The 13,288-nt window shown below is 44.3% G+C and carries 10 protein-coding genes; 5 read left to right on the forward strand and 5 right to left on the reverse strand.

The genetic code is table 11. The features are described from left to right. Nucleotides 1-292 precede the first annotated feature (292 nt). From CAG57_RS10700 to CAG57_RS10710, 3 genes are all read right to left on the reverse strand, one after another. Nucleotides 293-514, reverse strand: a complete 222-nt coding sequence (locus tag CAG57_RS10700) for a hypothetical protein (RefSeq protein WP_099610901.1) — start codon at nucleotides 512-514, stop codon at nucleotides 293-295. A 148-nt stretch (nucleotides 515-662) separates the two neighbouring features. After that, on the reverse strand, nucleotides 663-2,567 hold the full coding sequence (locus CAG57_RS10705) for a sigma 54-interacting transcriptional regulator (RefSeq protein WP_161426856.1): 1,905 nt from the start codon (nucleotides 2,565-2,567) through the stop codon (nucleotides 663-665). A gap of 94 nt (nucleotides 2,568-2,661) precedes the next feature. Beyond that, nucleotides 2,662-3,747, reverse strand: a complete 1,086-nt coding sequence (locus CAG57_RS10710; RefSeq protein ID WP_161426855.1) for a glycerol dehydrogenase — start codon at nucleotides 3,745-3,747, stop codon at nucleotides 2,662-2,664. Nucleotides 3,748-4,092: 345 nt separating this feature from the next. Between CAG57_RS10710 and CAG57_RS10715 the strand changes: the two genes are divergently transcribed. From CAG57_RS10715 to CAG57_RS10725, 3 genes are all read left to right on the forward strand, one after another. Beyond that, on the forward strand, nucleotides 4,093-5,085 hold the full coding sequence (locus tag CAG57_RS10715; RefSeq protein WP_161426854.1) for a dihydroxyacetone kinase subunit DhaK: 993 nt from the start codon (nucleotides 4,093-4,095) through the stop codon (nucleotides 5,083-5,085). 3 nt (nucleotides 5,086-5,088) lie between these two features. After that, nucleotides 5,089-5,730, forward strand: coding sequence for a dihydroxyacetone kinase subunit DhaL (dhaL, locus tag CAG57_RS10720; RefSeq protein ID WP_161426853.1), 642 nt, complete (start codon nucleotides 5,089-5,091; stop codon nucleotides 5,728-5,730). A 396-nt stretch (nucleotides 5,731-6,126) separates the two neighbouring features. Continuing rightward, a complete protein-coding gene (locus CAG57_RS10725) occupies nucleotides 6,127-7,782 on the forward strand; it encodes a dihydroxyacetone kinase subunit DhaK (protein ID WP_161426852.1) in 1,656 nt (551 codons plus the stop codon). Between the two features lie 120 nt (nucleotides 7,783-7,902). Here CAG57_RS10725 and speG read toward each other — a convergent pair whose 3' ends face one another. Both speG and malK read right to left on the reverse strand, forming a co-directional pair. Further along, nucleotides 7,903-8,430, reverse strand: a complete 528-nt coding sequence (gene speG, locus CAG57_RS10730; RefSeq protein ID WP_161433862.1) for a spermidine N1-acetyltransferase — start codon at nucleotides 8,428-8,430, stop codon at nucleotides 7,903-7,905. Between the two features lie 166 nt (nucleotides 8,431-8,596). After that, nucleotides 8,597-9,718, reverse strand: coding sequence for a maltose/maltodextrin ABC transporter ATP-binding protein MalK (gene malK / locus CAG57_RS10735; RefSeq protein WP_161428244.1), 1,122 nt, complete (start codon nucleotides 9,716-9,718; stop codon nucleotides 8,597-8,599). Nucleotides 9,719-10,428: 710 nt separating this feature from the next. On the opposite strand from malK, the gene malE reads away from it, so the two are divergent. Together malE and malF are read left to right on the forward strand one after the other, a co-directional pair. Next, nucleotides 10,429-11,610, forward strand: a complete 1,182-nt coding sequence (gene malE / locus CAG57_RS10740; RefSeq protein ID WP_099610892.1) for a maltose/maltodextrin ABC transporter substrate-binding protein MalE — start codon at nucleotides 10,429-10,431, stop codon at nucleotides 11,608-11,610. A gap of 91 nt (nucleotides 11,611-11,701) precedes the next feature. Then, nucleotides 11,702-13,276: a maltose ABC transporter permease MalF gene (malF, locus tag CAG57_RS10745; RefSeq protein WP_161428243.1), complete on the forward strand. Its 1,575-nt coding sequence runs from the start codon at nucleotides 11,702-11,704 to the stop codon at nucleotides 13,274-13,276. The last annotated feature ends 12 nt before the right edge of the window (nucleotides 13,277-13,288 follow it).

Here is a 13,288-nt window from a genome sequence, read left to right on the forward strand (position 1 = left end):
CGTTCACCCCAATCACATCGCCTGTCTATGTCCATGGCGATGATGGGAGCCATCCGTGGCTCTCACCAAAGGCCAGCCTACGGCTGTTCAAATTTGTTCCAGACAAATTTGTCACCTACCTTTGGACATAAATATAGTTAGAAAATATAAAACATGCGTGGTTGATTTGCTGACAAGACAATTATAGCCTTTCACTTACTGCCTACCTGCAACTCCGCATGGTTTGCGGATACTGGTAGACAGTGATGCAATCTGCGTTGCAATATGAAACGGTCGCATATCGCCTAGTTGATTAACTCAGTACTTCGAACTGACTTTTATCCCATTCGGTAAGGTTATCGGTGACTTTGCCAATCAATGGCAGTAGTCGCCCCGCATCTCTTTCTTTAAAAGGATGATTGGTGATCACGGCAAAGCCGGCAATGCAGCATTTCCCCCCTTTGGCTTGAATGAACTGAGCAAGTGAACGGACGGCTTCTTCGCTGTAAGATTCAATTTTATAGAGATGGCCCATGATGCTTTCCTCTAAACCAAGTATTTAGCGTGATGACTTTATCGCCGAGGTATTTTTATTAAGCATATTTGGTGCCAGTTTATAGAGACGGTAAACAGTATTCTCATTTATCGATGATCTGGCAACGCCAAGTCGTTGGGGGTATCATTCAGCTCTTTTGCTCAGAAGGCTCAACAATCGCGCTTTCATCGATATCGTATTTGCGGATCTTTCGCCATAACGTTGTTCGGCCAACGCCCAATGCTTTAGCGGTTTGTTGCAAATGCCCCTGATGATGTTTTAAGGCATGAATAATGGCATTTTTTTCCATTAATTCGAGGCTTTGAATGGGTTGTTCGCTATGGCATTGACGGCGAATTTTATCGGGTAGGTCGTGAAGATGGATCTCCTGATTGGTTGAGCTGCTGAGTAAGATTTTATCCATCACACTCAGGAGTTCACTGCGATTACCTGGCCAGCTATAAGTAAATAGTGTTTGCAGCGCATCAGACGTTATTGTTCGATTTGCGCCATGCAGAATATGTGAGATCAGAGCGCGAGTATAATCAACCGCCTCCCTTTGAGCGGGTATACACACCTCGATGCCTTGCATGGCATAGCATAATTGACGGCTAAATAAACCCGATTCCACTAATTTGTCTAAATTAGCGCTACTTGTGCTAATTAATCGTACATTGACAGGAATAATTTGCTGACTATGCAATCGAGTCAAAAAACCGGTTTTTAAAATCGCCAATACACTGGCTTGTAAGTTAGGGGGTAAATATTCCACATGTTCTAAAATCAGTGTGCCATTATAAGCCAATTCAATTTTTGATGGCTGGCTGTGTTGGTCATCTCCCAATAGTGCTTGGGCTAATTGCTCGGGTTGTAAAGCCGCACAATCAATGATCATCAATGGGGCGAGACGTTGCTGACTTTTATGATGAATAGCTAAGGCGAGCGAAAGCTTACCCACCCCATCTTCGCCTTGTAACAAGACCGGTACTGAAACTTTGGCCGCTTTTTCAACTCTATGTTGGCAAGGATGGCCTTCCAATAGCCAAAGATTCTCTTCAGGTTGCCAATAGTCGCCGCCAATAAAGTGACGCTCATGATATTGGGTCTGTGGTTCACTGGGGTGAAATAATGCCATCACTTCACCGCTGCTCAATGGTTTGAGAGAAAGAGTGATTTTGAGCAGTTTATGTTGACAATCGACCATCACTTCGACCTTTTCCAGTTTCGTTCGGTTCACTAAGGCCTGTTCAACCACAGGTGGAAAATGGAATAGTGCTTCAATATGTAGGCCAATGTGGCTTTCATCTAACCCCAGCCATTGTCGAGCACAGTGATTGATGTATTGCACATGCCCAGAAGACTGCCAAGTAATCACCCCCTGCTCTATGCCTTCTAATAACACATCACGTTGGGTGAGCAGGGTATTGGCTTGTGTGAGGCGTTGTTCGGAGCTGAGTAAGGTTTCAATTTCGCGCGCGGCACTTTCAATGAGTGCGTCGATCATCTCGTTATGTTGCTCGGTTTCACCTACCAAGGTCAAACTCGCTAATAGCTCACCCATCGGGTCGAAAATAGGCACCGCCGAGAAAAACCAAGGATGTAGTGCTTTACTCAGGTGATCGGCTCCGCTAGAAAACTGGGCTTGATGAGTGATTAGACAACGTTCGATGGCCTGATTACCGATTCGTTGATCTGTCCAGTCAGCCCCTAGATGCAAACCAAGATTGGCCAAGGTTTGGCGAATAAACGTTGCGCCTTGCATATGCAAGGTGATTCCTTGCGCATTGGTGATACAAAATAACCAAGGCTGTTCGCGTAGCTTTTCAATCATGGCATCCAAGACTCGGTTAGTAAAACAGAGTAGGTTTTGCTGTGACTGAAGAATTTCGTCAAAGGTTGAACCTTTTACAGTCTTTGGATTTTGCCAATGTTTGGCTTGGCAAAACTGGCTAGCTTGTTGCCATTGTTGGTAGAGCTCGGCATGCTTACCTTTAGCGGGTAACCAGCCAGTATCGACAAAAATTTTCCACTGCTTATAGGTATCTGAAACCATAAATACATCTGCGGGTAGGGAGGCTGAGGATATCGTAACAAGAAGATGGCTAAAAAACGAATCCCCCAATCAGATTGGGGGATAAATAATACGATTACGCGGTAGTTAAAGCATGAGTGGTGAGTATCGCCGCATAGACTTGATCGGCACTTACTGGGAATGGCATGTTATGGATGGTTTCGCCTTCAGCGCAGGCCATTTCAGATACGGCCATTATTTGCTGTAGGTCGATGGTAGTCACGCCCATCTCGTGTAAATTGGTTGGCAAACCTACCTGGCGACAGAAATCTAGAACTTCAGCGAACTCTTCTTTAGGTGCATTTTCTAGTACTAGTTGCACCAAAGTACTGAAGGCGACTTTTTCACCGTGATAGAGGTGATGACACTCTTCTAGTACCGTCAAACCATTGTGAATCGCGTGTGTCGCAGCTAATCCGCAGCTTTCAAAACCAATGCCACTTAAATATGTATTCGCTTCAATGATATTTTCTAATGCGGGGGTAACAAGACCTTGTTTGCCGGCCATCATTGCGCTGTAACCATCTTCCATGAGCGTTTGATAACAGGCTTGAGCAATCGCAAAAGCGGCTTTGGTGGCGAGGCCCCCTGCCATCGTTGCTTTACCGGAGGCAATGGTTGCCCGCGCTTCAAAGTATGTGGCGAGTGCATCCCCCATGCCTGCAACCAGTAAACGCACTGGGGCTTTGGCAACGATTTCGCTATCGACTAACACCATATTAGGATTTGCAGGGAAGAATAAATACTCGCTAAACTCGCCTTGTTCGGTGTAGATCACCGCCAGTGAGCTGGTTGGCGCATCGGTTGAGGCGATAGTTGGGATAATCACCACCGGTAAGCCTAAGTAGTAAGCGACACTTTTCGCAGTATCCAGTGCCTTGCCGCCACCGATGCCCATAATCACTTGCGCCTGATCCTCTTTGGCGACCTGAACTAAGCGCTCAATTTCATTACGGCTACATTGACCATGGAAAGGCGATAAGTTGAGATGCATGTCTAAGCCAGCAAACTGAGTTACTAGACTATCTTCAACCATCGGTAACACCATAGGATCGGTGATAGCGAAAGCTCGCTGTCCAAAGCCTGTGACATGGCGAGCCACCTGATGAATAGCGCCTTTACCTTGAATGTATTTGCTGGGTGAGATTAAAATTTTTTCCACGTTATTGATCCTTAGTATTGTTTATTGCATGAATATGGTGAACATATCGTTTGAAGCAGATTAATCCTGTGCTGTTTTCAGTAGTAAGGTGTTCATTGTGCTTTGGCAATTAGTTTTGCCAACCGGATGTTCAATAAAAACCTTGTTTCACATTTCATCATGCTTTGAGTGACATTAAGCCAGCAAAAAAGAGATAGCTCACAATTTAGCTAATGACTGTTTCATGATGAAACTTTTATTGGCTACGATCTGTTTCATTATGAAACTTGTGAATGATCAATTGCTTAATTTACCGCTCGTGATAAAGTTTTTAGCTAAAACTAAAAATAGTGTGGAGTGATACTCGTGTATAATGTATTTGATGACCACTTTTTGAGTTACTCTCCTTCGCCTGTTGCGCTCATCAGCGGTGGTGGGCAAGGTCACGAGCCATTACACAGTGAGTTTGTTGGTCGAGGTATGCTAGCGGCTGCGTGCATTGGTGAGCATTTTACTGCGCCATCTGCATTACAAATCACGGAGCATGTCAAAACACATTTCCCATCTTCTACGCCGATCTTATTTTTAGTGAAAAACCACACCGGTGATGTGCTGAATTTTCAAATGGCAACCGAATGGTTAGCCGAACAAGGGTATTTGGTTGATTTTTGTCTAGTGGATGATGATTGTGCGCCTTTGCCAGCTCACTGCTCGATGGGTGGCAAAGGGCTTGCAGGGATTGTTATGTTGCAAAAATTGCTTGGCGCTTACAGCCTACAGCTCGCTGATTCGAGTTGGTCTGGTCAGCAGCAGCTGAGTGAGTTAACTGAACAAGCGCGGCAATGGACGGCACAATGTCATACCATCAGTGTCGGTTTTGAGGGCCAGCCATCCCCCAAGCCAGATCAACGGATTGAGCAGATCAAAATTGGCGTCGGTCTGCACAATGAACAAGGTATTATGCAGCTAACCTCAGGAACATTTTCTGAGGTGTTGCAACAGATGGTGCATGTGTTACTGAATGCGTGTATACGACCTCGATTACAAATTCATTGGTCGCATGTGACTTATCAATGGCAGCAGCAATTTGTTACTGCTGCGACGATTAATCAGCCACGTTATTTACTCTTACTCAATGGGTTGAGTGAACAAAGTGAACCGCAATTAAGCGAGATTTGCCAGCGAGTGATGCAACAATTTAGCCAGAGTGAGGTGACGATTGTCGATTGTGTCGCTCAGACTGTATGCCGTGGTGCGCATCCTAATGCTTTTTCTGTGACTTTATTCGCCCTTGATGATCTCGCTTTATCTTGTTGGCAAGCGCCGGTGGATACTTCCTACTGGCAATGGGGGAAATAAACCATGCTCACCCAAGCGATGGTGTATCACTGGTTACAATTACTGAGTCAAAATTTATTACAGCATAGCGAGTATCTGAATCAATTGGATGCAGAAATTGGTGATGCCGATCATGGGGTGAATATTCAGCGTGGTTGTACTTTATTAATCAGTAAGCTACCAAGTTTATCTGATATGAGTATCGCGCATTTATTACAAAATTTGGGCTTTGTATTTCTTTCTGGTGTGGGGGGAGCGAGTGGACCTTTGTACTATACGCTGTTTCAACGTGCAGCCTGTAGTGTCGAGGGGAAAATGACCCTGAGCGTTGAGGATCTCAACCGAGCCTTAATAACGGGGCAGCAAGGGATTAAAATCCGAGGCTATGTACAATACCAAGATAAAACACTGTATGACATCTGGTATGTCGCCGCAGAAACGTTACAGCGGAGCGTGGCTCGCCAGCATACCATGGCGCAGAGCTTAGCAGCACTGAACCATGCCTGTCAGCAAGTGGCTCATGATTCCATTCCCTGGCCAGCTAAACGAGGCAGGGCGGCGTATTTAGGCGAACAGAGCTGTGGTTATTTAGATCCTGGGATTGAATCAAGCCGAGTGATCATCGCCAGTTTATACCAAGCGTTTGAGCATCTTTTTGCTGCTTAGTTCTTGTTTTTCTTAATCACACGACTTTTCTTGATCTTCTATTTGAATGAAGCAGCGCAGCTATCGGCTGCTTTGTCCTTTTATTCATACGATCCACAGTACCCCAGCACTTGGGGTATTTTTTCATTTATCGTGCATGTTCTATTTGTCGTGAACGTGACTAAGCTAAGTCGTTCGTGGGGTTCATCAACTTTTGGCGATAGAAAGAAGCTGAGGTTCACGTGATATCGTTTCAGCTCACAATCCAAAGAGAAGTGTCGTCAATCGCGTTTCATTATGAACCAATCTGTAAATCAAAACCGTTCCATTATGCAACGTGAGATTTTTTTTGCTGATCGGAAGTGTCATCCGCACAATCAAAGCTGTTGATTAACTTGTAATCCAAGGAATAACGTGATGACTCAATTTTTGATGAATAACAAAGAGCAATTGGTAAATGAAGCGATTGAAGGGGCCGTGTTAACCAGCCCTTGGCAAAATCTAGAGCAATTGGATATTGATCCACACATTCGGATCGTGGTTCGTCGTGATTGGGATAAAAGTCAGGTGGCGATTATTTCTGGTGGTGGTTCTGGTCATGAGCCCGCTCACGTTGGCTTTGTTGGGAAAAACATGCTCACTGCCGCGGTATGTGGCGATGTGTTTGCCTCACCCAGTGTTGATGCAGTGTTTAATGCGATAGTGCAAGTGACCGGTGAAGCGGGTTGTCTGTTGATTGTTAAAAATTACACTGGCGACCGGTTAAACTTTGGTTTAGCGGCGGAAAAAGCCAAGCGTCTCGGTTATCAAGTTGAGATGGTGATGGTTAGTGATGACATTGCTCTACCCGACAATAAGCAGCCTCGTGGTGTGGCTGGCACTTTATTTGTGCACAAAGTTGCCGGTTATATGGCGGAGCAAGGTCAATCACTTTCTGCCGTCACTGAAGCTGCGCAAATGGCGATTCAGCGCACCGCCAGTATTGGCGTGGCCTTATCCAGCTGTCATTTGCCGGGTGAAACGCATAGTGAGCGAGTCGCTCCCGGTCATGCTGAGCTAGGGTTGGGTATCCACGGTGAACCTGGAGTCTCAGTTTTAGCAACGCAAAATAGCCGCGATATTCTGGCGATGATGATTGAAAAGCTGCTTGCCGCTTATCCGTTAACGGGTGATGATAAAGTGGCGGTGCTACTCAATAACTTGGGTGGCGTGTCCAATCTTGAAATGAGCCTGTTAACGCGTGATTTGTGCCATTCTTCATTAGCGACCGCAATCGAGTACTTAGTCGGCCCTGCACCTCTTATGACGGCGTTAGATATGAAAGGCTTTTCCCTCTCACTACTGCATTTAAATCCGCAATTGGAAGCGGCATTATTGGCTCCAACTGAGGTCAGCAGTTGGCCAACCCCGTTAGCGGTTAACGAAGTTGCGCGCCGCGTAGTCGAAAAGCAAGCCGATCAACTGCACTATCAAGCCTCCGAGCATGTTGAGCATCAAATGATCGTTAACTGTATTTGCCGTACCTTGATCGATAATGAAGGTGAGCTAAATCGGTTAGACAGCTTAGTCGGCGATGGCGATACCGGTTCCACGTTTGCTGCTGGAGCCCGACAAATCTATCGTGAAAGCCAAGCTAATCAATTGCCTTTCGCGCAAGTCGATAAGTTATTAGGCGTGGTGGGTGAGCGTCTTGCAACCGTGATGGGCGGTTCAAGCGGCGTGTTATTGTCGATTTTCTTTACCGCGGCAGGGCAACAGATGAGCGAAGGGCAACCCCTGGCGAGTGCATTCGTGGCGGGATTAAATAAAATGAAACAATACGGCGGTGCTGAGCTGGGTGATAGAACCATGATCGATGCACTACAACCTGCACTGGAAGCGTTAGTGGCAGGACAAAGCTTAACAGAAGCGGCGCACGCTGCAGAGCAAGGCTGTGCTTCCACCGCGTTAATGGACAAAGCCAATGCTGGTCGCTCGTCTTATTTAGCCAGCGACAGTTTAAGCGGTGTTAAAGACCCAGGCGCGGTTGCGGTCGAAAGCGTTTTTGCAGCGCTTGCCCGATTGAATCGCTAATTATGTTAAGTCGCAACGCTGCCTAATATAAACCACCGGCCAAACCGGTGGTTGTGAAGCAAAGAAAATTTCTTTTGCTTCCATGATGTCTTTGATGATGAATGATATCTATGGAGAGTTTTAGTCTTGTTTGATTTTTTCCAGATAGTCACTTTGTAGGATATACATCCGTTTGACATCGCGGTAACTGCCGTTAATGAAAAACTCTTGCACTAAATGACCTTCTTCAATAAAACCGCATTTTCTATATAAGTGAATGGCTTTATCGTTTTCAATAGAGACGTGCAGATAAATTTTGTGCAAATTGAGAATGGTAAAAGAGTAATCCAGCGCCCGATGAATTAAGGTTTGCGCGTAGCCTTTTCCTTGGTGTTCTGGGGTTATGATAATTTGAAACTCGGCACTGCGGTGAATGTAGTTAATTTCGATTAATTCAACTAAACCGATCAACGTTTTCTCTGCATTCTCAACCACAAAGCGTCGTTCAGCGTTGTCATGAATATGTTTATTATACAATTCCTCTAGTTCATCAAAAGATTCGTACGGTTCTTCAAACCAGTAGGACATGATATTGCGGTTATTATTAAGGTTATGGATAAAGCGTAAATCGCCGCGCTCTAAAGCTCTAAGCGCTAATTGATGTTTCATAAAGCCCCATATTATTCTTGTTTTGGAGAGATTACTTTACTGCGGATGGTGTCGTTTGGCGAGTGGTGTCTCAGATTTTGTTTGTTGTATTGATGATCCGTGAATGAAATATCCCCCTGACTATGTTCGTCGAGGGGGAGGCAGTATGCGGGTGCTAATAATATGTTTAGCGAGAAATGACCACGCCTTTCTCTTGATGTAGACGTTGGCAAGCGCGGCCATCACTATGGAATAAGTGGCAGCGATGCGCAGGTAAACCAATGGTTAAGCTATCCCCGACTTCGATATCTAAGGTATCGGGTTGGCGGTAGATAATATCTGAATCTGAACCTTTTACATTCATATACACTTGGGTTTCATTACCCAGCTTTTCGACAATCATCACCTTACCTTCAATCTGTGCATCGCCATCTTCAGCTTTTAATAAATGCTCAGGTCGAACGCCCAATGACATCCGAGAGCCTTTTTCGACCGTGGTGCCATCGACAGGAATCCAGAAGGTAAATCCATTAGACAGTTTGACTTTAACTTGATCTTTTTCAGCTTCTTCAATTGTTACACTCATAAAGTTCATTTTGGGGGAACCGATGAAACCTGCAACAAAACGATTTTGTGGGTAATGGTATAATTCCAGTGGTTTGCCTATTTGTGAAACAAACCCAGCATCGAGCACGACGATTTTATCTGCCATGGTCATGGCTTCAACTTGGTCATGGGTGACGTAGATCATCGTACAACCCAGTTTGCGTTGTAGTTTGGTAATTTCAGAACGCATCTGAACGCGTAGAGCGGCGTCGAGGTTGGATAACGGTTCGTCAAGTAGAAAAACATTCGGTTGTGAGACTAAGGTCCGGCCAATAGCGACACGCTGACGCTGCCCACCAGACAATGCCTTAGGTTGACGATCTAGTAGGTGGCTAAGTTGTAAAATATCTGCCGCGTGTTTGACACGTTTACTGATCTCTTCTTTGTTGGCCTTGGCCAATTTTAATCCAAAAGACATGTTGTCATGTAAGTTAAGGTGTGGATAAAGTGCATAAGATTGGAATACCATACCAACACCACGTTTAGACGGTTCAACGTCATTCATTCGTTGCTCTCCGATATATAGATCACCGGAGGTAATGTCTTCCAGACCAGCAATACAACGTAGCAATGTTGATTTACCGCAGCCTGATGGGCCGACGAATACGACGAATTCGCCTTCTTTAATTTCTAAATCAACATTTTTAGAAACTAATACATCGCCATAAGCTTTACATACATTTTTTAACGTGACATTCGCCATCTAGCTCGTCCTCGATCAAGATTTTTTATTGATTACTGCCTATCATTATATGAATTATGTCACAGGCAATAACAGTAGGAATTTTTGTTAAGGTGAATCATTTCTCATGGTAATGCACGCGATTCAGCGGCTACGCTGAGTTACCTTTAACGTGTGAGTAAGAAAAGAAAGGGTGATGTCCATAAACAAAAGGTTTATAGAAAGCATCACCCATCAAAGCCAAGAATTAGCTTGCCTCCCCCGACATGAATGAGCGTCTCCCCCGTACAATAATTACCACGAACACTCAATTTATGACAGCAAACCAATTTGGCAATGCAAGCCAGTACCATTTTGAATACTGGAAAGGGTTCTTACCATCCACTCTTGGATGTGCTTAGTTTCTCTAAAGCCAAGGGGAATCACATCCTCCTAAGCATTTTTTTTGCAGGGGGAGTAGTAAAGGAGGAGGGGTGGCGGCTTGAAAAACACTAAGTTAGATCCAGTTCAAATTATTTAATCAGGTAAAGTTGAACTTGATCACAGTCGGTATTTTTTTTGTGATCTACATCGCCAACTGTAGAGGATGTAGATCACGAAAATAGGTCATAATAGCGAGGGCGTAGAAAGGAGGAGGATGAGGTCACACCATTTTTTACCGATGATATATGGCGAAATATGGCATAACCTCGATTCGGTGAGCCCTACAACACAAATAAAAGGATATGAATATGAAAAATGCCCTAAGCACTGTCGCGCTAAGTACTTTGGTTGCGCTTGGCTCATTTGGTGCAAACGCTGCTATTCAAGAAGGACAACTGACAATCTGGATCAATGGTGACAAAGGTTATAATGGTCTTGCTGAAGTAGGTAAAAAATTTGAAGCGGATACAGGCATTAAGGTGACGGTTGCTCACCCTGATGGTCTGCAAGATCGTTTCCCACAAACAGCAGCAACAGGCGATGGTCCAGATATCGTGTTTTGGGCTCATGACCGTTTTGGTGGTTACGCAGAAGCCGGTTTGCTAGCAGAAATTAAACCTTCACAACGTATTCAAGAAGGTATCGTCGATTTTGCATGGGATGCTGTGAAATATAATGGCAAAGTTATTGGTTACCCTGTTGCTGTTGAATCGCTTTCTCTTATTTACAATAAAGATCTTGTACCTAACCCACCAAAAAGTTGGGAAGAAGTGGCTGAACTTGATGCTAAGCTGAAAAAACAGGGTAAATCAGCTATCATGTGGAATCTAAAAGAACCGTACTTCACTTGGCCAATCATGGCTGCTGATGGGGGTTATGCCTTTAAATATACAGGTGGCGGCTATGACATTAAAGATGCCGGAATCGCTAAAAAAGGTGTAAAAGATGCCATGAACTTTGTGAAAGGTTTAGTCGATAAAGGCGTGATTTCAGCTGATATGGACTATTCTGTTTCTGAAGCGGAGTTCAACAAAGGTAACACCGCGATGACGATCAATGGCCCTTGGTCTTGGAATAACATTGAACGTTCAGGCATTAACTATGGTGTGACTACATTGCCTAAATTTAACGGTAAGTCATCTAAACCGTTTGTTGGCGTACTAACGGCTGGTATCAGTACCGCTTCACCAAACCGCGACTTAGCCGTTGAATTCTTAGAGAATTACTTATTGACCAATGAAGGTCTACGCATGGTGGATAATGATAAACCATTAGGCGCTGTGGCTCTAAATTCTTTCCAACGTGAACTCGATTCTGATGCGCGCATTGCTGCGACGATGGATAACGCAATGAACGGCGAAATCATGCCAAATATCCCACAAATGAACGCATTCTGGGGTGCGGCGAAGAGCGCAATCATCAATGTTGTGGATGGCCGTCAAACAGTAGACGCAGCGCTTGCTGATGCTGAAAAACAAATGACTCGCTAAATCTTAAGCGTCATTCATATCGTGTTAATTTTTGAGGAGGGGGTAACCTCTCCTTACTTTCCCAGTTTTCAATTCGCTAGCAGGTTGTCATATGCAGTCAATTCAAGATACAAAGGCGATGCCAGTTTCAGCCAAGACACGACCAGTCAGCAAGGGTGCCTTTATTAAATGGGCCGTTTTAGGCGCAGTAGGTATCGTGAATGGCTACGCAACGATTTTAATGTATTCTCGCGGTGAGCTTGCGTTTGCATTGCTTACCATGCTTCTTACGGTATTAGCTTTATATATTTTTGGCAGTAAGAGAACTTACGCACATCGTTATATTTATCCAGGTGTGGCAGGGATGATTCTATTTATCCTGTTTCCACTCGCTTACACAGTAAACTTAGCGTTTACTAACTACAGCGCCAAAAATCAGCTTTCTTTTGAAAGAGCGCAAACGGTGCTACTGAGCCAAGCTTATCAAAGTGGTGAAAGTTATCCTTTCACATTACATCACACGGATGATGGATATCAGATTGTCATTAAAGATGGTGACACCTTATATACCACAGAGAGTTTTACCTTATCAGGCAATGTTCCTTCAGAGCTCGATCTTGAGCCTGTCGATAAGGTGATAGGTGAGCCTGAGCCGATTAAAACCATCGTTGGATATCGTAGTTTATTATCGACGATTGATCTTCACTTTCCGTCCGGTGCAGATATTCGAATGAGTGGATTACGGCAGTTTTCTGCAGTGGTTCCGTTGTATACCTTACAAGACGATGGAGAAACACTGCTTAATAATAGAACGGGTGAATTGCTTCGTCCTAATATGGATGTCGGCTTTTACCAAGCTATTGATGAGCAAGGCCAATTTGTTGGAAATAATGTTTCTCCAGGGTTTATTGTCTCCATTGGTTCGCACAACTTTGAGCGTGTCTGGAAAGATGATGGTATTAAAGAGCCGTTTATTAGTATTTTTATCTGGACCGTGGTGTTTTCTGTATTATCTGTTGCTTTTACCTTGATCATCGGTTTAATTCTGGCCAGTGTCGTGCAGTGGGAAGCTTTAAAAGGTCGTGCTATTTACCGAGTGCTGCTGATCCTTCCTTATGCGGTTCCAGCCTTTATTTCGATATTGATCTTTAAGGGCTTGTTTAACCAAAGCTTTGGTGAAATCAATATGGTATTACAAGGCTTGTTTGGCCTGAGCCCAGCTTGGTTTTCTGATCCTTTCCTAGCGAAATGTATGGTGCTTATCGTCAATACTTGGCTTGGTTTCCCTTATATGATGATTTTATGTATGGGGTTACTGAAAGCGATTCCTGACGATCTTTATGAAGCGTCAGCCATTGATGGAGCCAACTTTGTACAGAACTTTACCCGTATAACTCTACCGTTAATGATTAAACCATTAACGCCATTATTGATTGCCAGTTTTGCTTTTAACTTTAATAACTTTGTCATGATTCAATTGTTAACTGGTGGTGGTCCAAACATGATTGGTACTTCAGAGCCTGCCGGTTATACCGACTTGTTAGTTAGTTATACATACCGTATTGCGTTTGAAGGTGCAGGTGGTCAGGACTTTGGCTTAGCCAGTGCGATTGCAACGCTCATCTTCTTACTGGTGGGAGCATTAGCATTACTCAACTTACGTTTTACCAAAGTATCTCAGAACTAAATAGGAGCGACG

This window comes from Vibrio sp. V30_P3S12P165 (assembly GCF_009904905.1).
In the GTDB taxonomy this organism is placed as follows: domain Bacteria; phylum Pseudomonadota; class Gammaproteobacteria; order Enterobacterales; family Vibrionaceae; genus Vibrio; species Vibrio fujianensis.

Excerpts from the sequence above, each read along its gene's own strand:
- CAG57_RS10725 (WP_161426852.1), top strand. The coding sequence starts at position 6,127 with ATGACTCAATTTTTGATGAATAACAAAGAGCAATTGGTAAATGAAGCG.
- CAG57_RS10705 (WP_161426856.1), bottom strand. The coding sequence starts at position 2,567 with ATGGTTTCAGATACCTATAAGCAGTGGAAAATTTTTGTCGATACTGGC.
- malF (WP_161428243.1), top strand. The coding sequence starts at position 11,702 with ATGCAGTCAATTCAAGATACAAAGGCGATGCCAGTTTCAGCCAAGACA.
- malK (WP_161428244.1), bottom strand. The coding sequence starts at position 9,718 with ATGGCGAATGTCACGTTAAAAAATGTATGTAAAGCTTATGGCGATGTA.
- dhaL (WP_161426853.1), top strand. The coding sequence starts at position 5,089 with ATGCTCACCCAAGCGATGGTGTATCACTGGTTACAATTACTGAGTCAA.
- speG (WP_161433862.1), bottom strand. The coding sequence starts at position 8,430 with ATGAAACATCAATTAGCGCTTAGAGCTTTAGAGCGCGGCGATTTACGC.
- malE (WP_099610892.1), top strand. The coding sequence starts at position 10,429 with ATGAAAAATGCCCTAAGCACTGTCGCGCTAAGTACTTTGGTTGCGCTT.
- CAG57_RS10700 (WP_099610901.1), bottom strand. The coding sequence starts at position 514 with ATGGGCCATCTCTATAAAATTGAATCTTACAGCGAAGAAGCCGTCCGT.